This is a genomic window from Candidatus Lernaella stagnicola (assembly GCA_030765525.1).
Lineage (GTDB): Bacteria > Lernaellota > Lernaellaia > Lernaellales > Lernaellaceae > Lernaella > Lernaella stagnicola.
This window is the reverse complement of sequence record JAVCCK010000038.1, coordinates 283,919-305,506: the sequence shown is the minus strand read 5'-3', so window position 1 is coordinate 305,506 and position 21,588 is coordinate 283,919. Positions and strand designations below refer to the sequence as shown.

The 21,588-nt window shown below is 61.4% G+C and carries 14 protein-coding genes; 4 read left to right on the top strand and 10 right to left on the bottom strand.

From position 1 onward, the window contains the following. Positions 1–2: 2 nt before the first annotated feature. From P9L99_18360 to recA, 6 genes are all read right to left on the bottom strand, one after another. Complete coding sequence (locus P9L99_18360; GenBank protein MDP8225331.1) at positions 3–908, bottom strand: peptidylprolyl isomerase; 906 nt, start codon at positions 906–908, stop codon at positions 3–5. An 81-nt stretch (positions 909–989) separates the two neighbouring features. After that, complete coding sequence (locus tag P9L99_18355) at positions 990–1,997, bottom strand: peptidylprolyl isomerase (protein MDP8225330.1); 1,008 nt, start codon at positions 1,995–1,997, stop codon at positions 990–992. Between the two features lie 79 nt (positions 1,998–2,076). Further along, on the bottom strand, positions 2,077–5,595 hold the full coding sequence (mfd, locus tag P9L99_18350) for a transcription-repair coupling factor (protein ID MDP8225329.1): 3,519 nt from the start codon (positions 5,593–5,595) through the stop codon (positions 2,077–2,079). Between the two features lie 63 nt (positions 5,596–5,658). Then, entirely contained in the window at positions 5,659–6,534 is an 876-nt protein-coding gene (locus tag P9L99_18345; protein ID MDP8225328.1) for a decaprenyl-phosphate phosphoribosyltransferase, read from the bottom strand. 36 nt (positions 6,535–6,570) lie between these two features. Beyond that, positions 6,571–7,782, bottom strand: a complete 1,212-nt coding sequence (locus P9L99_18340; GenBank protein ID MDP8225327.1) for a type IV pilus twitching motility protein PilT — start codon at positions 7,780–7,782, stop codon at positions 6,571–6,573. 6 nt (positions 7,783–7,788) lie between these two features. Then, on the bottom strand, positions 7,789–8,862 hold the full coding sequence (gene recA / locus P9L99_18335; protein ID MDP8225326.1) for a recombinase RecA: 1,074 nt from the start codon (positions 8,860–8,862) through the stop codon (positions 7,789–7,791). Positions 8,863–8,987: 125 nt separating this feature from the next. Here recA and P9L99_18330 point away from each other — a divergent pair, with 125 nt between their 5' ends. Beyond that, complete coding sequence (locus tag P9L99_18330) at positions 8,988–9,800, top strand: class I SAM-dependent methyltransferase (protein ID MDP8225325.1); 813 nt, start codon at positions 8,988–8,990, stop codon at positions 9,798–9,800. Here the strand turns inward: P9L99_18330 and P9L99_18325 are convergent. After that, positions 9,782–11,491: a metallopeptidase TldD-related protein gene (locus tag P9L99_18325; GenBank protein ID MDP8225324.1), complete on the bottom strand. Its 1,710-nt coding sequence runs from the start codon at positions 11,489–11,491 to the stop codon at positions 9,782–9,784. The genes P9L99_18330 and P9L99_18325 overlap by 19 nt on opposite strands. 123 nt (positions 11,492–11,614) lie before the next feature. Here P9L99_18325 and P9L99_18320 point away from each other — a divergent pair, with 123 nt between their 5' ends. Then, positions 11,615–12,463 (top strand): hypothetical protein, encoded by an 849-nt coding sequence (locus P9L99_18320; GenBank protein ID MDP8225323.1) that lies wholly within the window; start codon positions 11,615–11,617, stop codon positions 12,461–12,463. Beyond that, entirely contained in the window at positions 12,457–14,592 is a 2,136-nt protein-coding gene (locus P9L99_18315) for a tetratricopeptide repeat protein (protein ID MDP8225322.1), read from the top strand. Before P9L99_18320 ends, P9L99_18315 begins: the two co-directional genes overlap by 7 nt. Before the next feature lie 78 nt (positions 14,593–14,670). On the opposite strand, the gene P9L99_18310 is transcribed toward P9L99_18315, so the two are convergent. The 3 genes from P9L99_18310 to P9L99_18300 all read right to left on the bottom strand — a co-directional run bounded on the left by P9L99_18310 (position 14,671) and on the right by P9L99_18300 (position 19,034). Continuing rightward, on the bottom strand, positions 14,671–16,014 hold the full coding sequence (locus P9L99_18310) for a neutral/alkaline non-lysosomal ceramidase N-terminal domain-containing protein (GenBank protein ID MDP8225321.1): 1,344 nt from the start codon (positions 16,012–16,014) through the stop codon (positions 14,671–14,673). A 96-nt stretch (positions 16,015–16,110) separates the two neighbouring features. Further along, positions 16,111–17,679: a hypothetical protein gene (locus tag P9L99_18305; GenBank protein MDP8225320.1), complete on the bottom strand. Its 1,569-nt coding sequence runs from the start codon at positions 17,677–17,679 to the stop codon at positions 16,111–16,113. Between the two features lie 11 nt (positions 17,680–17,690). After that, positions 17,691–19,034: a hypothetical protein gene (locus P9L99_18300; GenBank protein MDP8225319.1), complete on the bottom strand. Its 1,344-nt coding sequence runs from the start codon at positions 19,032–19,034 to the stop codon at positions 17,691–17,693. A 300-nt stretch (positions 19,035–19,334) separates the two neighbouring features. Between P9L99_18300 and P9L99_18295 the strand changes: the two genes are divergently transcribed. Further along, entirely contained in the window at positions 19,335–21,572 is a 2,238-nt protein-coding gene (locus P9L99_18295; GenBank protein ID MDP8225318.1) for a UvrD-helicase domain-containing protein, read from the top strand. Positions 21,573–21,588: the final 16 nt, after the last annotated feature.

The window sequence follows — 21,588 nt, the reverse complement described above, 5'->3', positions numbered from 1 at the left end:
CTTCACTCCTTTGTGGGGCCCGGCAATCGACGCCGGTCCACCGTGATGGTCGCCTGTTCCCGCAGGTCGCGCCGCAGCGCCCGCCACGCTTGGGTAGCCCGGCGCCGCCGTAGAACGTGTTCGATTTTGGGCCGCGCTTCCGGCAAGGTCAAGGTCTTGGCAGGCAAACGCTCCAAGACCTGAATGATGTGTACTCCGAAGGGCGACTCCAGCAGCGAACTGATTTCGCCGACCGGTAACGAAAACGCGGCTTCCTCGATATCCGGCAAAAGTTCGCCCCGCGTGACGAAACCCAAATCGCCGCCCCGTTTGGCTTCCGGAGCGATGGACGTTGCCGCCGCCACCTTAGCGAAATCGCCGCCGGTCAAAAGATCGGTCAGTGCCATGGTCGCCTGCGAGCGATCGGCGCACACGATTTGCCGCACGCGCGCTTGTTCCGGCAATTGAAACTCCTCGGGGTGCGCGGCGAAGTAGGCGGCGACCGCCTCCTCGTCCGGGGTCGTCGCACCCGACCGCTGCTCCACAATCCGTTCGATCAACAACGCCGTGTGAATCTGCTGGAAAAGCCACGCCGGATCACCCGCGGCGCGCTTGAAACGGTCGAGTTCCCAGCCCGCGTACATCGCGCGGATTTCCGCTTCGATATCTTGCCGTGACACGTCGATTCCCCGGCGCTCGCCTTCTCGTTCGAGCAACAGGCGATCGATGAAGAATTCGAGAAACGCCTGCCGCAAAGCCAGTTGCGCCGCCTCGTCCTCCGGCATCGAAACTGTGCCGCGGTCCCGCGCCTGCGCGAAAGCCGACTCGAACTCGGCCACCGAAATCTCGTGCTGATCGACCCGCGCCAGCACGCCCTCGGGCAGATCGTTTTTCGCGCGGCAGGCGCACAGCAGGATCAAGGCGACCAAACCGCAGGCCCACCAAACGGAAACGGGGTGGCGTCGGCCACCCCGCTGATAAAACTCGCGTCGATAAGGAATTATGAGATCTTATTCCTTTTTGGCTTTTTTGCCGCCCATGGCGGGCAGGCCGGGCATTCCGGCGGGGCCGGCGCCAGTATCGGGTCCGGCATCGACCTGCACGCCGTCGAGCATGTCCTCGTCAATTTTGACGGCCGCTTTCGAGCGAAGCTGATCCATGGTCGTTTCCATTTTGGTCTTCAGTTTTTCCTGTTTCAGGCGGCGCTCGATGGTGCTTTTGACTTCTTCGAAGTCTTTGAGCGTGGCGTCGGTTTTTTCTTCGAACTTGATGATGTTGAAGCCGCGCTTGTCGCGGAACACACCACTGATCTCACCCTTTTTGGTGATGGTGAAGGCGACGTCGTCGAATTCTTTGCCGCGCAGGCCCTTACGGACTTTCGGCAGCAGGCCGCCCTTCTTTTTCGAAGCGCGATCTTCGGAGTATTGCTCGACGACCTTCTCCCAGGAGGATCCGGCTTTCAATTTGGTGAGTGCCGCGTCGGCCTTCTTTTTGGCTGCCGCTTCCTCTTCGGCGGTCGCGTTGCGTTTCACGCGCAGCAGAATGAGGCGCACCTTGACCGTTTCCGGCGTCTTGAATTTGTCGGGATTGCTTTCGAAGTACTGTTTCATGTCGGATTCGGTGACTTCGATGTCTTCGTCGTAGAGGTCTTTCTTGACCATGCTGGCCAAAATGCCGCGGCGAATCTGCTCGATGCGCTCGACGAATTCGGCGTCCTTGTGCTTACCGCGCCGGACGGCTTCCTGATAGAACAATTCTTCCTCGACCAGCTTGTCGAGCAATTCCATTTTGCCCTTTTTGTCGGCGTAGCGCCGGCGATTGAAGGGCGGGATGCGCTTCAGGATGTTTTCGAAATCGGTCGTGGTAATCGTCGCATCGCCGACGGTGGCAATGGTCTTGCCCGATTTCTGAACGTTGGCGGGCCCGGCGGTCGATTGGCCCTGCTCGCAAGCCACGAGCGGCAAGGCGAACGCCACCGCAATCAGTAGGCTAATAATCCATTGGGAACGTTTCAGCATATTGAACCCCTTTCTGGCGAATCTAAACCCACATGAGTTAGGTTGAATTCCATCATTATATTGCTCGTTCCGAGCGCTCCTAACTAGCATAGTCACTTAGGCGTTGCAAGCCCCGGCGAAGATGCTCAAAGACGGTATCCTCCGATAAACCTGAGGTTTTTTGATACAACTTGCCTTCCGGAGTCATCGATAATGATTGCGCATTGGCCGAGACCAATTGCACGAGTTTGGCCGGCGTCACCGGCGTGGTGTCGTCGAACTCGAACGCGAGGTGATCGCCGCTGGCCTCGATCTTCCGGATCCGCAATTTTTCCGCCCAGCGTCGCAGCGAAACAATCTCCAGCAAGTTTTCCACCGCGCGGGGCAAGCGACCAAAACGATCGACCAATTCCTCGCGCAGTTGTTCGATTTCGGCGTTGTCGGCGGCGTCGGCGATGCGCTTGTACATCGCCAGCCGCAAGTGCACGTCGGAAACATAATCCTCGGGGAGATACGACGGCACCTTGATCGACACCTCGCATTCGATGCGTTCCTCGACCAACTCGCCGCGCAGGCGCGCCGTCTCCTCTTCCAGCAGCTTCGTGTACATATCGAAGCCGACCGCGCTGATGTGCCCCGATTGCTCGGCGCCCAGCAAATCACCGGCGCCGCGAATTTCCAGGTCGCGCGCGGCGATTTTGTATCCGCTGCCCAGCTCGGTAAAGGTGCGCAACACCGCCAGTCGCTTGTGCGCTTCAGGCGTCATCGCGCCGGTCGGCGGTACCAACAGATAACAATAGGCGCGGCGCTTGGATCGCCCGACACGGCCGCGCAGTTGATAAAGCTGCGAGAGGCCCAGTGCGTCGGCGCGGTCGATTACAATCGTGTTGGCCTGCGGGAAATCCAGGCCGCTTTCCACGATCGTCGTGCACACCAGGATGTCGAAATTTCCCTCGGAGAAGTCGATCATCAGTTTTTCGAGCCGCTTTTCGTCCATCTGACCGTGGCCAACGCCGATCCGTGCGCGCGGCACCAACTGCTTCACCCGCGCGGCCACCGAGTCCAGGCTCTTGACGCGATTGTGGATGAAAAACGCCTGCCCGCCGCGGGCGAGCTCGCGTTCCAAGGCTTCGCGCACGGTGTCGTCGTCCCAACGGGTGACGAAGGTGCGAATCGACAGGCGATCCTCGGGCGCGGTGTTGATGACCGAGAGGTCGCGGATCCCCGTCAAGCTCATGTGCAATGTGCGGGGGATGGGCGTGGCCGTGAGCGTGAATACGTCCACGGTTTTGGCCACTTTTTTGATTTTCTCCTTTTGGGCGACGCCGAAATGCTGCTCCTCGTCCACCACCAGCAGCCCCAGGTCTTTGTACTGCACGCGCTTGCCCAGCAGCATGTGCGTACCGACGACCACGTCGACGCCGCCTGCCTGGAGCGCCTCGATGGCTACCCGCTGTTTCGCCGCGTCGACAAAACGGCTGAGCATTGCGACCTTCACGCCGAACGGCGCCATCCTGGCGCGGAAATTCATGAAGTGTTGGAAGGCGAGTGTTGTGGTGGGCACAAGCACAGCGACCTGTTTGCCTGCCAGCACGGCCAAAAACGCGGCGCGCATGGCGATTTCGGTCTTGCCGAAACCCACGTCACCGCAAACCAGGCGGTCCGCGGGTCGTTCGTCGAGCATATCGGCCAGCACGTCGGTGATGGCGCGGGCCTGATCGGGCGTTTCGTCGTAGGGAAAGGTCGCTTCGAATTCGCGGTACATCTCATCGGGCGGCGGAAACGAGAAGCCGCGCCGCGAAACACGCTCGGCATACAACGCCAACAAATCCTTGGCCAGCAGCCGCGCCGCATGTCGCGCTTTCCGTTTCGTTTGAAGCCATTGCGTGCCGCCGAGGCGGTCGATCTTCGGCACGGTCCCGGTGCCCACGTAGCGCTGCACGGAACTCAAACGATCCACCGGCAGGTACAACCTGTCGCCGCCGGCGTATTCCACGTGCAGAAACTCGCCCGGCAAACCGGCGAATTCCAGCGGCTGGAGCCCGCGATAAATGCCCACGCCGTGCAGGGTGTGCACGACAAAGTCGCCGTCACGAAGATCGGCGAAGGAACTGAGCATCTCCACGCGGCGCTTGGCGTAGGTCTCGGCCCGCCGCCGCTCGCCGAAAATGTCCTCCTCGGTCAGCACCGTCAATTCCAGGCCGGCAATGGCGAAGCCCGCCGAAAGATCGCCGACCAGTACCGGCACTTTCACCAGCCCCTGGCCGCCGGAAAGCGCCGCGGCAAAGGATTGCTCCGGGCGCATCGCCACCGGCGGGGGGTATTCGGCCAGCAAGCGTTCCAGGCGGTCGGCGCCGCCGATCGTGCGGCTTACCAGAACCACCCGCGCCTCACCGGCTCGGCCGACTCCGATGATGTCGACCAGCGGCGCGAGCATTTGCGGCTCGTTGGCCCGGGCGAGAATCGTCTCGCGCAGGCTCTCAAAGGTGCGCACATCGAAATGAACCGTCTCGCCACCTTCCACATAGGCGTCGCGACCCACTGCCAAGCGGTGCAGGCCCGCAATCGACGCGTTGAGTTCATCGCGGTCGAGGTACAGGTCCTGGATTTCAACCGACAACTTGCCCGCTTCGCGCGCCCGTGTGTGGCGCGCCACGACGCGGTCGTAAAATTTATCGATACGGGCTTCCACCGCCGCGGGTTCGACGGTGACGACCAATCCACGCCCGCCGAAATGTGTGAAAAGTGAATCCAAACGCTCGTGCAAAAGGGGCGTGAAAAACTCGATACCGGGAAAGGCGATTCGGTGGGTCACTTCGTCAACCAACCGGTCGCGGCGCGGCTTCGGGATATCCTGCGCGTCGGCCAAGGCCTTGACGCGCAGCGCGAAACGGTCGGCGGTTTCCTCGCCCAGGTGGACATCGCTGCAGGCGTGCAGCACGACGTTTTTCAGATGCGCCCGGCTTTTTTGGGTCGTGGGGTCAAAGAGGCGGACCGATTCCACTTCGTCGCCGAACATCTCGATGCGAATCGGCATTTCGTAGGCGGGCGCGAAAATATCGATGATGTCGCCGCGCACCGCGACCTCGCCGACTTCCTCCACCAGCGGCACGATGCGATAGCCCATCGCCAGCAGATCGCCGACAAGTACGTCGCGCTCATACAAATCCGGCACGTTCACGCGCTGGCGTCCGCCCAAGAACACGTCTCGCGCAATAATACGATTCATCACCGCTTCGACCGGCGCCACGATGATCGGCCGGCGTCCGGCGGCCAGCGCTTCGAGCGAACGGGCGCGGCGGCTGAGAATCGAGCCGTGCGGGCTGATCGACTCGAAGGGCGCCACGTCGTAGGCGGGATACTCCATCAATCGCTTGGTTTCGGAGCCGTCGTCGGCGCGCAGGAAAAAGGCGAGATCTTCGCGTACTTGGTGGGCGAATTTCGAATCGGCGGCCAGAACCAGGGTGGGCCCGTCGAACTCCCGTAGCAGAGCGGCCAGCACGAGGGCACAACTTCCCCGGGCGAGACCGGCTGCCGCCAAACGCGGCGTGCCGCTCCGAAAGGCGTCGATCAGTGCGTCGAGCGGCGGGTATCGTCGCGACCCGGCCAGCTCTTTCATGCCTGCCTCCCTAGCTGCAAGGGCGGGGAGTGTAACAATCGCGGGCGGGAATTTGAAGCCCGGTTAGACGTAGTAAAGCACGACGACGACTGTGGCAAACCACAGCGCGATGTTGATGAGGATTGGCGGGTCGGTCAACAAGGTTTTCGTGGGGCTGCCGCCGCTGTCCTTTTGGTGCACTAAGTAGAGGTAGCGAAAGATGCCGTAGAGGACGAAGGGAATCGTCAGCGGCAGATAGCGGGCGTTCTCGCCGAATTGCGTGATGGTTTCCTGGTTCGTGGTGTACAAGCTGTACGCGAGCACGGTCGAGGCGGTCACCACGGCGATCATCTGGTCGAGGAATGTGATGTTGTATTCCTGCAGGATGCGGCGGTGACTGGTGGCATCTTCGGCCAGCAGGGTGAGTTCGTGCCGGCGTTTGCCGAAGCCCAGGAAAAGGGCCAGTAAAGTCGTACACACGACGACCCAGAAGCTGGTTGGCGCGTTGATCAGCGTCGCGCCGGAGATGACGCGCAGGTCAAAGCCGATGGCGATGCACATGACGTCGAGGATCACCACGTGTTTCAGGCGCTTGGAATAGGCGATCTGCAGGGCCAGATAGAGAAGACAGACCAGCGCGAAATCAAAGCCGACCTTGGTGGAAATCACGTTTAGACCGAGTGCGAGGCCGAAGGCGAGTCCTAAGATCCAAAACACGGCTCGCTGCGCCACATCCGCCGGCAGCGTCCCGGATGGGATCGGCCGCTTGCACTTGACCGGATGCTTGCGGTCGCGCTCGACATCGGCCAGGTCGTTGATCAGATAGACCGCGCCGGATACCAGGCAGAACGCTACGAATCCGCCGCAGGTGACCAGCAAGCTCGTGCGGTCGAACACGTTGCCGGAAAACACGAGCGCTGGAAACACCATAAAATTCTTGACCCACTGGCGCGGGCGCATCGATAGCAAAATGGGGTGGAGATATTGCAAGTCTGGTTACTCCGAGAAGCGCTCGATCAAATCGTTCAAGCCCCCGCCGCCTTCATCGTCGTCGCCGCCTTTCTTCTTTTTCTTTTTTTCTTCGCCTTCGCGGTATTCGTCGTAGGAGGCTTCGTCGGAACCGGAAACGCCCTGCAGGCGCAACCGCAAATCGCCGGGGTTCGAGGCGTTTTCCAGCGCCGCTTGCACGGAAATGAGTTTGGTCGTAACCAACTGCAACAGGCTCATATCGAACGACTGCATGCCGTAGGTCGTGTAGCTTTGCATCATGACGTCCGGAATGTCGCCGGTCTTTTTCGGCTCCTTGATGCACTCCCGGACGCGCGCGTTGGCTACGAGCACTTCCACGGCGGGCACGCGGCCGCTGTCGTCGGCGCGCGGGATCAGGCGTTGGCACATGATGGCTTTGAGTGTTGTGGAAAGCTGAAACCGAACCTGGTTTTGCTGCTCGGCCGGGAAGACCGCCAGGACGCGGGCGATGGTTTCCATCACGTCGGTTGTGTGCAGCGTCGAGAAAACCAAGTGGCCCGTTTCGGCGGCCAGCAGTGCCGTGGCGATGGTCTCGTAATCGCGCATTTCGCCCACGAGGATGACGTCGGGGTCTTGCCGCAGGGCAGAGCGCAAAGCGTTGAGGAAGCTGTTGGTATCGAAGCCGACTTCGCGTTGACTGACGATGCTCTTCTTATCGCGAATTAGAAACTCGATCGGATCTTCCACCGTGATGATGTGCTCGGTGCGGCTGGCGTTGATGTGGTCGATCATCGCGGCCAGCGAGGTCGATTTTCCCGAGCCGGTGGCGCCGGTCACGAGCACCAAGCCGCGTCGTTCCTCGCAAATCTTGTCGATAACCGTCGGCAGGTTGAGGTCTTTGAAATCGCGAATGTGGTAGGGAATCGTGCGCATCGCGATGGCGATCGAGCCGCGTTGCCGAAACACGTTGACGCGAAACCGGCCGATATTCGGCACACTGTAGGCCAAGTCGATTTCGTTACGATCTTTAAACACCGCGACTTGGCGTTCATCGAGCATCATTTCGGCCACGCGGGCCACTTCGTCGGCGGACAGCCGCGGGTGCTTGTTCAGGTCGTGCAGCTTGCCGTTGATACGAAACACGGGCACGTGGCCGGGCTTGAGGTGGATATCCGAGGCGTTGTTGGTTACCGCGGCGGAAAGCAGGCGGTTGATATCCAAGTGTCCGGCGACGGCCATGAGAGCTTACTCCTCCGCGTCTTCGGCTGGTTCCTCGCGGCCCAGGACCTCCAGGCCCCCGGCCGTGGCCATGATTTTCTCGTGCACTTCAGCGGCGACATCGGGATTGGCCTCGAAAAACGCCTTGGCATTTTCCCTGCCGTGACCGATGCGCGTCTCGCCGTAACTATACCACGCCCCGGACTTTTCCAGCACGTCGGCGTTTGTGCCCAGGTCGACCAATTCGCCGGAATAACTGATGCCTTTGCCGAACACGATGTCGAATTCGGCTTGGCGGAACGGCGGCGCGACCTTGTTTTTCACGACTTTTACCCGCGCGCGATTGCCCAGGACGTCTTGCCCGACCTTGATCGAACTGATGCGGCGGATATCCAAGCGCACCGAACTGTAGAACTTCAACGCGTTGCCGCCCGGCGTCGTTTCCGGATTGCCGAACATCACGCCGATCTTAATGCGGATCTGGTTGATGAAAATCAACAGCGTCGAGCTTTTGCTCAAGATCGCCGTCAACTTGCGCAAGGCCTGGCTCATTAAACGCGCCTGCAAGCCGACGTGCGTGTCGCCCATTTCGCCTTCGATTTCGGCCCGCGGCGTCAGTGCCGCCACGGAGTCGATCACGATCACATCCACCGCACTGGAACGCACCAACACCTCGGTGATCTCCAGCGCCTGCTCACCCGTGTCGGGCTGCGACAAAAGCAAATCCTCGACGTCCACTCCGAGCTTGCGCGCGTAAAGCGGGTCCAGCGCGTGCTCGGCGTCGATAAAGGCCGCGACGCCGCCGAGCTTTTGCACTTGCGCCACAACATGCAACGCCAGCGTCGTTTTGCCTGACGACTCCGGACCGTAAATCTCGCACACGCGCCCGCGCGGCAGACCGCCGACACCCAGCGCGATGTCCAGCCCCAGCGAGCCCGTCGACACGGATTCGACGTTGACGAGCGGCCCGCCGTCGCCCAAGCGCATGATCGCGCCCTTGCCGAACTGTTTCTCGATCTGGCTGATGGCTTGCTGGATCATCTTCCGACGCTTTTCCGCTTTCTTTGTGAGTTCGCTATCGTCTACTTTTTTGTCGGTCATCAAACACTCCTTTGGCCCTACCTTGCGGGGAATGACGGATCATATCAAGCTGCGTATCGCCGGGCAACGTCCAGGACCGTAGTTTCGCTATTAATTGCCTCATGCCCGCACCGTAAGGTACGCCGATGACAGATCAGGTCACGACCGATCCTCTCTACCACGACCCCGAGGCCTACGATATCGCCTACGGCTGGAACTCCCTGCCCGAAACGCGGGCGTTGGTCGGCGCGGCGGAACACTTGCTTCGCCGGCCGGTGCGCCGTGCGCTGGAAGTGGGGTGCGGCAGCGGGCGGGTACTGCGCGACCTGGTCGATCTGGGCGTGGATGCCGTCGGTCTCGATCACAACCCGCGACTGCTCGACTACGCCCAACGCCGGCTGGATGAAACCGAGCGCGACGCACTGCTCATACGGGGCGACATGCGCGCGTTTCGCTTGGCCAAGCCGGTCGACCTCGTGCTCGCGCCAATCAACGGGATCGGCTATTTGACTGATCCCGGCGACACGGACCGCCACCTGGACGCCGTGGCGCGCAACTTGCGGCCCGGCGGCGTGTATATCGTCGAAATATGTTTCGGACCGGTCGAGCCCGAACTCATCGGTCGCCGCAAACCCTGGACCTTCACGCGCGGGCGCACGCAGGTCACGGCGGATTTCATCTTGCGCGAGGTCGACCAAGAGCGCGGCTGGGGCATGTTTGAAGCTTCGCTACGCGTGCGACGGGGCGGTGAGAGTACCGAAATCGTCGTCCGCCATACGCTGCGGATATGGGACCAACCGCAGTTTTACGCAGCCATCGAACGTAGCCCCTTGCGGCTTGCCGAACTACGCCGTCGCGACGAAACGCTTACACCAATCGACGCCGCCGCGCCGCTCACCTTCGCCGACGATAACGTTTTCGTCGTGCTGCAACGCCCGCGTTACTTCTTCACACCGTAAGGCGGCGGAAGAACCGGCGGCTTGGTGGGCTTGTCTTGCGTGCGCTGCAATTCGATTTCCCGCACCAGCAGGCTGGGCGAAACCGTGCTGACCGGCACGTACCCCGACTCGGCCCCGCAGTAGCCGTTGAACACGTCGATATCATCCCCGGCGGCGATGACCTTGCTCACCGACAACAGGGGCGTGCCGACCACTTCGACGCCGCGCACGAGTTGTTCTTTGCCGGTTCGGGCGTCGACGCGGTACAGCATCACCGGGCGATTGGCGAAGGCTTGAAAGTTGAACTGGTCGGTCGCCGTCTCGCCACCCATCCCCGAACGCAGCCACAGGCCGTAAGGCTTGTTCGCCTTTCGCGCCAATTTGAGAAGCTCACGCTTGAGTTTGTCGGTGGACATCGTTTTCCGCGACCGCACGAGCAAATTACTCATCCGGCTGATCGGCCGATAGAGTATGGAGGCGCGGCCGTGGCCGTTGCTGACGTCGAAGCCCTCGATCGGCGTGCGCGAGCGTAGAAAGTCGCGCAGCACGCCCGCTTCGACCAACGTAACCCGCTGCGCCGGTCTGCCTTGGTCGTCAAAGGCGTAATGGCCGTTAAGATCGCGGCCGGCGGCGCGCCGCAGCGTGGGGTCATCGACCAGGTCCAGAAAGGTCGGTAGGATCTCTTGCCCGATCTTGCCCTTGAAGGTTTTTCCCTCGTCGATACCCCGCGTGCGATCGCCTTCCAAGCGGTGGCCGATGGCTTCATGGAAAAAAACGCCCGCCACCGTCGGGTCCAAAATCGCCGGGCCGGCGTAGGGTTCGAGCACGGGCGCGAGGCGCAGGTCGAGCAGATCGCGAGCCATTTGCCGCACGCCGTCCAGGACTTCCTCGGGTTTGGGCATGCCGGCGGCCGAACGCGCGTAACGCGCATAGGAATGCTGCAGGGTCATGCCGTCCTTGGCCAAGGCGGCGGCGCCGGCGATGAACGCGAAGTGGTATACCCGCGTCACCACGACGCTGCCTTCGGTGTCGATCAGGTAGCGGGTGATCCACTGCGCCTGCAGCCGCGCTTCGGTGTCCAGTAGTTCCGGATATTCCAATAGGATCAAACTGGCGCGGCGCACGGTATCGCGCCAGAGGTCTTTGTCGATGCCGATCTCCAGTGGCGCGTCGACATGCCGGGCGGGTTGTTCGTGCGAGAAGTCGTCGAGTCGCTTATCCGGGTCTTCGCGGTAGACCAGCCGCGCCTTTTTCGCCAGGTACATGGCCAGCGCGTTCTTGAATCGCAGGTCGGTCAGGCGCCAAAACTGACCGCGAATCGCGTCGGTTTCGTCTTCGATGGGCAGGTCGACGTAGTTCATGTAATTGAAGGTGTCCAGGTCGGGATCGAAGCTGTCGAATTCCGAGCGCGTCGAGGTGTTGTCGAAAGCGTAATCGCCCACCCTCACTTCCACGGCGATTTGCCGCGTGCGACCGCCGCCGTCGTCGAAAAGCGCCCCGCACGTTCCCGTCACGTAAAAGCCGCGGGTTTCTTGGAGGCGATAGGCCAAATAATAGGGCGCCACGTAGTCCGGTAGCTGCAGCGATTCCTGCGACCGTGCCAGTTCGGCTTGCATGGCCGCCAGGATCGGATCATCCGCCGCCATCGTGGCCGCGATGGCCAACGAACTCAGCAACACTATCGAAAACAAAAAGAGCAGGCTTTTGCGCATACGAACCTCCGTTGGTCTAGAGGATAGTATAACCACCGCGTACGGGGCCACCGGCCGGTTTCTCGGCTGGCACGCGATGGTTATTGTGGTAAAGTCGCGCGATGAAAAAGAGGGAGAGCGACCGTGACAGCACCAGAAGAATACTCCGAGGAAATGCGCCGGGCGGTCTACCGAAAAATGGACGAATTGTGGACGGAAACCGAGCCCGGATCGTTCACCGTGGCCTATTCCGGCGGTTTGGACAGCACAATCGTGGCCTGGATCATGGGCAAGCGTTACGCGGGCGAAATTCATCTGTGGACGCTCCACCACAACTACGGCAGCCTTTTCGTGCGGTGGTCGAAAAAGCACGCGCAGGACATGCAGCGCATCTTTGGCGCCAAGCGCGTCTTCCACACGATCAACAACGTCAGCAAAGACTTTCAGCGGCTGACGCTCGACCATTTCTGGGCGGATTTGCGCGAATACGGACACTTCATTTGGTGCCTCGGCTGCCAAACCAGCATGATGGCCGAGATCATTGCTTACAACCTGATTCGCGGCATTCCGCGTACGTTTATGTGCAGCAGTGTCGGCGGTGAATACGCGGTAATGAGTATGCCCGCCACGCGAAAAGCCAAAGCCCGTATCTATCGCAAATACGGCATCGATTACCGTTTCCCCTTGCTGGAGATAAGCATCACCAAGCCCGAAGAGCGATTGCTCATGCAAGACGCCGGCATGTGGGTGGGGTACCAGTTCCGACGCGGCGTGCACGGCGTGCAACCGATTTGCATTCCCGGCCTGCAGCACCTCGGCGACGTGGTGCTCGACATGCACACGGCGTATCCGCCGGAAAGGGTCGAAGCGTACATCGAAAGCCGGGAACCGCTCATCCACGAAATCGTCACCGAACGATTGCGAGCCGCGGGCGTCGACCTCGACGAAGCCGTGGCGCGCAACGAGGAACAACTCAAAAACAAGATATGGTAAGGCGATTTACCCTCGCATGGTTGGCCCTGGCCCTGTTGACGGGGACCGCCTGGGCCGAACCGACAACCCGCACGTGGGCTTGGGGCGCGGCGCCGGGCGTGCCCGAGCGCGTGCTGGCGCCTCTAACCCGCTGCGCCCCCGCGGCCGTCGAGGCCAACGGGCGTTTCGCCATCGCCGTTTCGCCCACCCGCACCGGCGGTCCGGTCTTCACCGCCTTCATGAAAGAGCAGCAAACCGAGCGCGGCGTGTTGCTCGACTACCAATACGACGGCAAGCGCGAAACGCTGCACGTCTCCCTGGTGGACCAGCAAGGCAAAACGCTGCGCGAACAGACCGAGATCCTCGGGCGGGGCGAACATAGTCCCTGCGACGCGGCGGCGCGAGCGGCGTGGTATTTGGATCGCAAACCACTCAATCCGGCCAGCGTGAAACTGCTGGGCGGCGCGCGCGAATACTGGCGCGACGGGCGCTACGAAGAAGCCAACGAAAACTATCGGCGCATCGTCGCCATCGACATTCATGCCTACGCCGAAAGCCGCGAGGCGGGCGACATGTGGCGGCAGGCGGGCCGCGATGACGTGGCGCTCGTGTGGTACCAAGATGCCATCCGGCGCAACCGGCATGACTTTGAAGCATACTTACGCCTCGCCCGTTTGTACGGCGACGCCCGGCAGGAAGAGGATCAGCGGCAGGCTTATGAACAAGCCCTGGCCATCGGGCCGCGTCCGCCCGCGTTGCTTGCGGAAGTGGCGCGCTTTTATGCCGCAACCGGCCGCTTGGTGGAAGCGCAGGCCCTATGGACCGAAGCGGCGCAACGGGCCCCCTGGGACGGCGAAATCATCGTCGAAGTGTGGCAGATCGCCGAACGCAACGGAGATTACGCCGCCGCCGCGTGGGCGCTCGAACGCATCCTGGAAATGGGCGGTGACGACAGCCACCGGCGTCTGCTGGCTCACTACCTGCTGCGCAACGGCAACTATCCGCGGGCCGAAACCGAGTTGAAGGGATTGCGCGATCGCTACCCCGCCGACGCGCAACTGCGTCAGGACTACGTAACCTTGCTCGTGGAAACCGGCCGTTATGACGAAGCGCTGCCGATCCTGCACGCTCAGTTAGAGCAACGCGGGGATACGCTCTGGGCGCTGGAAACCGCCGGGCGAATCTATTACCGGAAGCGGCAATTTCAGACGGCCATTCCTTTGCTGGAACGCGCCGCGAACCTCGCGCCCGCCGACGAGAGTGTCGAGCAGTTGCTAACCAAGGCGATCGAGTTTTCGGGCGATAAAAGCCTCGCGTTCGCCCACCTCGAAAAAAGTCTTTTCGACTCCGCCGCGCTTTCCACCGCGCGCCTGCAGCGCTACGCATCGCTGGCCGTCGAATTGGCCGAAACCGAACGAGCGCTGCGAACGCTCCGACGACTTGCCGCCGCGAAGCGAAGCAGGACGGACCGCCGTTTGGTGAACATCATCCGCGCCGGGTTGCTTGAGCGACTCGGACGGCGCGAAGAAGCGCTCGCCGTCTACGAGCAACTGCTGACCCGTCGACACCGCGAGCCGCGGTTGCTTTTCGAACTGGGTCGCCTGCGCTTCGCCGCCGGGCGCACGGACGCAGCGCTGGTGGCCATGCGCGAGCTTTCGTATTCCACTCAGGACGGCAAGTTGTTGCTGACCGCCGCCGCGCTGTGCAAACACCACGAGCAAGGCGAAGCGGCCCTCGATCTTTATCGCGCGGCGCGCCTGGCCAATCCGGACGATCCGCTTGACGGGTTGTTGTATCTGGAAAATCTGTTGCTGCGTGGAGTCGACGACGACAACGACCGCCTCGTGTACGAATTGCACCAGAGTGTGCAGCAAGAAGACCAGCGCGAGTTGCTGCTATGGCTGCAGCTCTATCACTATCGGCGCACCGGGCGTGAGAAGGAGTACCGCGAATTGCTGCCGTTCGTGTTGCGCTTCGTCGCCTCGCGCGAGACCACCCGCGTCGAGCTCAGCGAATGGCCCGCCGCCGTGCGCGAGCATTTTGACGGCGAGGCGGCCATAGAACTGCTGGCTTTGATCGAAGTGTTTTCCCGCCGTCAGGATCCCAAGACTTTCGCCAAGCAGCGCAATCTCAAAGTGCCTGGGTGGTAACAAGAAACGACGCTCGGGCCTGCTTTCCCGCCGGTTGGTTCACTCATGCTCGACGGCGATCACGCGGCGCGCACGCCTCTACCAATCCGATTGCACGACCATCGCCGCGGGCTGCAGCGCTTTCTTTATTTTCATGACCGTGTCGCGACCCCAAAAGCTGGCGCCCGCCGCGTAGCCGCCTTCATCGTACACCGCCGGCGTGGCGAAGTAGCCCATGTACCCATTGACCGGCCCGGCGGTGAGGCAGTGGAAGCCATCGTTGCAGAGCGTCTCCAGCGAACGCGCGGCCAGCGTCGTCGGCTCGCCCGGAGCGCCCAGAATGACGAAGTGCCCGAGTCGCACCGCTTGAAACGGCTGGTCCGGCCGTAGATAGACAACGCGCGAGAAGCCGCGATGCATCGGCATGCCGCCCAGCGGTTGCAGTTCCACTTGATCGAACACCGCACGATTCGTGAAACCGGCGACAACAGCGTCACGCAGGGGCTTGGTCTGCGGCAGTCGCGCGATCACCGCCGCGGCCATCTGGGAGCCGTATTTTTCGGTGTCTTTGATTTCCTGTTCCGGCGTGCTCCAATCCGGCGTCGGGGCGGCATCACCCAGCGCGCCGTTGACGAACATCGAGACCGTATTCTCGCCTAATTGCTTTTCGATTTCCCGGTTCATGACCCCGGGCCAATCAGCGGAAATTTGTAGGTTGTCCGGAGACAGCACTGTCGGGTGCGACGCAAAGTGAACCAGCGCGCCCAGCGGTTTTCCCTCCGGCGTCGTGATGTGAAAGACAGTCAGCCGCCGGTCGGTTTGGTATTTTTCCGGGTTCGGCTTCACGCCCTCGACGGTGCCGACGGCCACATCGAAGGCCGGGTCGCGCCGGCTGCGGTTCATGTCCGCCAACTCCGACACGTCGTACTGAATTTGCGCGGGTTGCTGCTTGCGTTTGGCTTCCAGCACCGCCGTGACGATGCCGTCCACGACCTGATTGAGAATTGCTTCGTCGAAGGGGCCCATCAGCGCGGCGGTGATCCACCGGCGGTCGTATGCCGAGGGCGCGGCGTGGGTGTGGGTGGCGGTGATCATCAGATTGTGTTCGCCGAAGCCGTGCGGCTCGAGGCGGGCCACGGCCATGTCCCGCACTTCGCTGTTGACGAAGCACAAGTCCATCGCGAGGATCGCCAATTCGCGTTTGCCGGGGTCGGTGATCACCATGGCGCGGGCGTAGATCGGGTCGAGGACGCCGGTGGCCGGTTGTTTGCCGCGCCCGGCGTACCCGTTGAGCGTTATCGACATTGCCTGCGGGTCGGGCGTCAGGTCGACTTTCGCCATCCCCACTTGGAATAGGGCGGCTTGACCGGCCGGTGTCGGGGCCCCGGAACCGAGCATCACCATCGCCATGACGAGCAGCGCAACGAAACACGTGCGTTTCATGAGTCCTCTTCCTTGTTGTTTCACGGGCCTCAATATAAGAATCCCGCCGGGCGATGTCGCGCCGACGGGATCCGTGATGGCATACCGAAAACGATTTTACAGATCAAATTCGTCGATGATCTTTGCCACGATCTTCAACTCGTCGATCAGTTGCTGTAACAGGATGCGGAAGTCGTAGCGGCCGGGCTCCCAGAACAGCGGCGAGACGTCGAAGGTGCCGTCTTCCGTCCAGGCGATCAGCAGGTCGACGATGAAATCGAACGAGCCGAGGTTGAAGCTTTCCAAAATGCCGGTCAGCAGCTCGATCTGTACCGGTTCGCGCTCCAGCAAATTCGCTTCCATCGCGCGGGCGAAATCGCGGATGGCCGCGCATTGCGCCTTGGTCAGCACGATATCGTCGAAGCCCGGCAGCGTCCACGTTTCGTTGTCGTCCCAATTGAAGTTATTGTTATCGTCGTCGTAATGCAGCGCCTTGCCCAGTTGCCGATCGTGATCGACGAACATGAAGTCGAACATGTCGGCGATGGAGCCGAAGCCGCGGCCGATCGCCAACCCGCCTTGCTTGACGTTCTCGTAAGCCCACGGCTCGTCGTACACTGTAAAGCCGTTGGGGTAGATCGGGTCGTACAGGAGAATCTCCATCGAGACGATCGCCGCGTCGACAAATTCCTCCGCGCCCTGCGGGTTGCCGTAGTTGAAGTTCAGGTCGAAGTTCGGAAAGTTCATCTCCAACTGGACCGATGTGGCCGTCAGCAACAACACGTGGAAGAAGTTCCCCAACGCGCGCGACAGATAAAGGAAGCCGTGGTCGTAGCGTCCCTCGAGATTGATCTCCAACGGCGGGTCGACCAGGCTCCAGTAGTAATCTTCCAGATCGTATTGGTAGTCGTTAGGCCGCTCCAGCAGAAACTTGCTGTACTCGTCGATTTGCGGCGGTACGAAGATGCCGATCTCACGGAAGAGAATCTGCACGCCGACGGTCGTGTGCTCGAAACAGGTGCGGTCCTGGCCGTTGCAGGATCCCAGGCTTTCCAGGTAGCACTTGCTGTGCCGCTCGACATAGGCGTGGGGGCAATGCGTGATGCATTCCTCGACGGTGAAGGTGACCGGCGGGACGATCTTGCCGCAGAAGTCCAGATTCTCGCATAAGGCTTTGCAGTTGGCCGGCTTGGTGGGCACGATCCACTCCAGGCCGTCACCGCGAATTTTATTGCACGTGCTGCCGTCGAGCATGGTGTCGAACATGAAGGGTTGCAGCGAGAAGGGGCAATCCTGCATACACGTTTCGGGTGTCGTCCATGCCTCTTCGAACAAGTTGCATTCGGCCAAGCGGTCGCAGGCGTCGCGGCAATCCTCGCGCGACGGCTCGAAAATATACACGCCGGCCAGCAGGTCGATCACGCCGTCGATATTGGCGAAGACCCGGTGATCCAGCGATAGGATGAGGCCGTACAAGCCCTCCAAGTTGTCCGGATCGCGCTCGACAACCTGATGAAAGAGATTGTAGGCCTTGGACCCGTCGTGATTCTCCAGCAGAGTCTTACCCTCGCGCAGCAACCATTCGATGGAGTGTTCATCCGCCGGCTCGCCCATGCAGGACGGAATCAGCGTAATCGCCAGCGCAAACGTGAAGGCAATGATTGTGGCCGTGGCTATTTTTTTCATGATGCCCTCCATTACTCTTTCAACCGGTATTTCTCGGGCGGTGCCAAGGGAATGAGGAAGCCCACGCCGATCTGGTAGATGTCACGGAACACCATCGCGTTGCGACCGTCGGTGACGTATTCAAACCGAATTTGCGCCAACGCCGGAATGTACAGAGGCGTTAGCGGCAACCCGGTGGACACGATGATCTTGCCGTCGTCGCCCGTTCCCACCAGGCCGATCTCGTCGATCACCTGCTTGAAACCCGGGCTGTTGGTTTCGTACTTACCCTCGAAACCCCAGCCATGGCGGTAGGAAATACCGAAAATGCCGAGGCCGATGCCCCCGCTGACGGCAATCCACGGCGGCGGCGTGTAGTAATAGTGACTATCGATATCAGACAAATTCGGGAAGAAGTCCAACTCGACGCCCTGGGATTTCATGTAGTCCCAAACGTCGCGGTTGGGTGCCAGAAACTCCGGGCTGCGCCGCTTGGATTGGAAAAACACCGCACCGTCCACCGTGAAGGTGAAGGTCACCACGTCGGCAGGCGCCGGGGGCCGGAAGTCGAATACCTTGCCCAGCCCGATGCCCCACGCCGCGTTGCCGGTGTCCAGATCCGGGCCCAGCGCGAAGATCAAGGCCTTGTCCGGCTCGGCCTGGTGAGCCGTCGGCGCGAACACGTGCAGCGTCGAGGCGGTCGAGAACCAATTCGTGCGGTACCAATTCCACGTCACGAACATGTCCAGGTCGCCCGCGTCGAAGGGATCGCTCTTATACACGTGCTTCGGCCGCGGTCGACCGAGTTTTTCCAGCAACTTGTAAAACTCATCCCGCGTCGCCACGCCCAGGCGCTCGGAGGATCCCGGCGTGAAAATGGGGTCCATCTTGATTTCGATATCGGCGAAAAAGATGCTCGCGCCGACCATAATGTTGTCGGTAACGCCGTAGGTTAGACCAGCCAAATACCCCTTCGTCGAGCCCTGCACGTTGAAGTCCAGCGAGAAGAAATCGCCGCCGACGTTGAAGGGGTCGTCGATATTGAAGATGGGGATGATGTCGGTCAACTTCCGGTGGTTGTCGAAACGTTGCGCCGCGCGCATCGTGCCGTAGCCGAATAGCGGGACGAGGAAGCCTTGCGGGACCGTCGTCGACGCGCCCCACAAGTCGAGTTCCTCCATGGCCATCCGCTCCATTTCCTTGATCCACCGGCCGTACTTGCCCGTGAATTTGAGCGGACGCCCCGTGAGGGGAACGTACTCGTCCTTCTGTTCAGCGTCTTGATCCGAGGTAGTGTCCGATTGATCCGGCGGGGGATCTTCGTCCGCCGCCGCGGAGACCGCAGCCAGTGCAAAGACACAAAGCACGGCGATCAATACGACTCGAAACAGCCTCGGGGAAGCTTGGCTTACAATCCAAGACGGGAGGAAAAACCTTGTAATCATTGATGCTCCGCAGCAATCCGGCATTCTGAATGGCCGTTCAATACAGTTCCGCCAGTAGAGCAAAATTGACATGACCGGTCAAGGCCTTAACCAACGAAAAACGATGCGATATTCAAGCGGTGCAAGCTTTTGTTATTTTGATAATAGCAGCCGGAAAAAAGGGCGCAAATACGACGCGTAAAACGTCTTCTCGGCTTGACCGCGAGGCGCGACCTGCTACGATGCGCGCCCATGTCCGACATCGCCGAACTCATACTACAAGATCTCAACCCGGCGCAGCGCGAAGCCGTGACGGCGCCCGACGGCCCGCTGTTGGTGTTTGCCGGCGCCGGCTCCGGGAAAACCCGCGTGCTCACCCGCCGTATCGCCTATTTGCTGGCGGTGCGCGACGTGCATCCCAGCGAAGTGCTTGCCGTCACTTTCACCAACAAAGCGGCCGGCGTAATGCGCGCCCGCGTTGAGCAACTCGTCGGCGGGCACGCATCGGGCATGTGGATCCACACCTTCCACGGCGCGTGCGCCCGCTTGTTGCGCAGCCACGCGGAACTCGTGGGGCGCAAGTCGAGTTTCTCCATTTTCGACGAAACCGACCAACGCTCGATTCTCAAAGACCTGCTGGAAAAAAACGATGTGGACGCCAAGCAGTGGCCGCCGCGCCAATTCGCCAATTGGTTCGACCGCGCGAAAAACGAAGCGCTGGACCCCGAGGATTACGCCTCCGAGGTGCCGCCGATTATCCGCGAGAAGTACCAGGCGATCGCCCGGCAGTATCGCGAGCGCGTGCGGGCCGCCAACGGTTTCGACTTCGGCGACCTGATCCTCGAAGCCATCCGCCTGCTGCGCGACAACCCCGAAGTGCGCGAGGGCTATCGAGGGCGTTTTCGCCACATTTTGGTCGACGAGTTCCAGGACACGAATCGCGCTCAGTTCGAACTTCTCGCCGCCTTGCTCGGGGAGCACCGCAACCTGACCGTGGTGGGCGACGACGACCAGTCGATCTATCGCTGGCGGGGCGCCCGCTTGGCGAACATTCTGGAGTTTGCCGATAGCTTTCCCGGCGCGCGCAAGATCGTGCTCGGCATCAACTACCGCAGCTCCCAACGCATCCTGCGGGCCGCCGACGCGGTGATTTCCCGCAACACGAATCGACAGCCCAAAGAGCTTTCCACGCCCAACGCGGAAGGCGCGCCGATCGTTCGCTACCAGGCCGACGACGAATACGACGAAGGCCGCTTTGTCGCGCGGGTCGCCGAGGACCTGCAAAACCGGCACGGACTTGCGGCGAACCAAATCGCCTGCTTCTACCGCATCAACGCCCAGAGCCGTATCTTGGAAGAGAAGCTGCTCGAACGCGGCATTCCCTACGTCGTGGTCGGCGGCACGCGGTTTTACGATCGCAAGGAAATTAAAGACGCGCTGGCGTATCTGCGCCTGATTGCCAACCCGGCCGACACCGTGGCCTTCGAGCGTTCCGTCAACACGCCGCCGCGGGGCATCGGGCAAAAAACGATCGAACGTGTCCGCGAGGTTGCCGCCGCCGAAGACCTCCATCCCGTGGCCGCCTGCCGGCGCGTGGGCGAAGGGGCGGGCGAGCGTGTCACCGGTGCGGCACGCAAGGCTTTGACCGGATTTGCGAACCTCATCCTGGACCAAAGCCGGGACCTGTTCGCCAACAAGCCCGCGCAAATCGCCGCGCGCGTATTGCAGGACAGCGGCTATCTCCGCGTGCTTGAAAACAGCACCAAGATCGAAGACAAGTCGCGCTTGGAGAACCTCGAGGAGCTGCTCAAGTCGATCGAAGAATTTGAGAAAGAGGCGGGCGATGAAGCCGACCTGCCGCTCTTTCTGGAAAAAGTCAGCCTACTTTCCGATCCGGACCTCTACGACGACCGCGCCGCCGCCGTCAGCTTAATGACCCTGCACGCCGCCAAGGGGCTCGAATTCCGCGCGGTGTTCATGGTGGGCATGGAAGACGGCCTGCTGCCCCACAAACGCAGTCAGGAAAGCACCGCCGAACTCGAAGAGGAACGGCGGCTGTGCTACGTCGGCTTCACCCGCGCCGAGCGCTTTTTGTACTTGACCGCCGCAGCGCGCCGCAGCGTCTTCGGCGGCATCCCGGTACCGACGGAAATCTCGCCCTATTGGCACGATGTCCCCGCCGAGTTGGCCGAGGACCAGGGCGGCCGTCCCTACGCGCCCAGCCGCATGCCGCGCGGCGATCGGTTTTCCCAGGCACCGGCCCCGACCTCGTTGCCGGGCGAACCCGTCTACGATTACTCCGACTCGCAGGATCCGGACGATCACGCCGGCGGCTTGCGACCGGGTACGCGCGTGCGGCATCCGCAATTCGGCCTCGGCACGGTGACGGCGATGCAGGGCGGGGGACGCATGATGCGCGCCACGGTGCGCTTCGACCGTCACGGCACCAAGACGTTGGTGCTGATGTACGCCCACCTACAGCCGGCTTAAAAAGAGGGATTCGCGC

Excerpts from the sequence above, each read along its gene's own strand:
- P9L99_18355 (MDP8225330.1), bottom strand. The coding sequence starts at position 1,997 with ATGCTGAAACGTTCCCAATGGATTATTAGCCTACTGATTGCGGTGGCG.
- mfd (MDP8225329.1), bottom strand. The coding sequence starts at position 5,595 with ATGAAAGAGCTGGCCGGGTCGCGACGATACCCGCCGCTCGACGCACTG.
- P9L99_18345 (MDP8225328.1), bottom strand. The coding sequence starts at position 6,534 with ATGCGCCCGCGCCAGTGGGTCAAGAATTTTATGGTGTTTCCAGCGCTC.
- P9L99_18340 (MDP8225327.1), bottom strand. The coding sequence starts at position 7,782 with ATGGCCGTCGCCGGACACTTGGATATCAACCGCCTGCTTTCCGCCGCG.
- recA (MDP8225326.1), bottom strand. The coding sequence starts at position 8,862 with ATGACCGACAAAAAAGTAGACGATAGCGAACTCACAAAGAAAGCGGAA.
- P9L99_18330 (MDP8225325.1), top strand. The coding sequence starts at position 8,988 with ATGACAGATCAGGTCACGACCGATCCTCTCTACCACGACCCCGAGGCC.
- P9L99_18325 (MDP8225324.1), bottom strand. The coding sequence starts at position 11,491 with ATGCGCAAAAGCCTGCTCTTTTTGTTTTCGATAGTGTTGCTGAGTTCG.
- P9L99_18315 (MDP8225322.1), top strand. The coding sequence starts at position 12,457 with ATGGTAAGGCGATTTACCCTCGCATGGTTGGCCCTGGCCCTGTTGACG.
- P9L99_18310 (MDP8225321.1), bottom strand. The coding sequence starts at position 16,014 with ATGAAACGCACGTGTTTCGTTGCGCTGCTCGTCATGGCGATGGTGATG.
- P9L99_18305 (MDP8225320.1), bottom strand. The coding sequence starts at position 17,679 with ATGAAAAAAATAGCCACGGCCACAATCATTGCCTTCACGTTTGCGCTG.
- P9L99_18295 (MDP8225318.1), top strand. The coding sequence starts at position 19,335 with ATGTCCGACATCGCCGAACTCATACTACAAGATCTCAACCCGGCGCAG.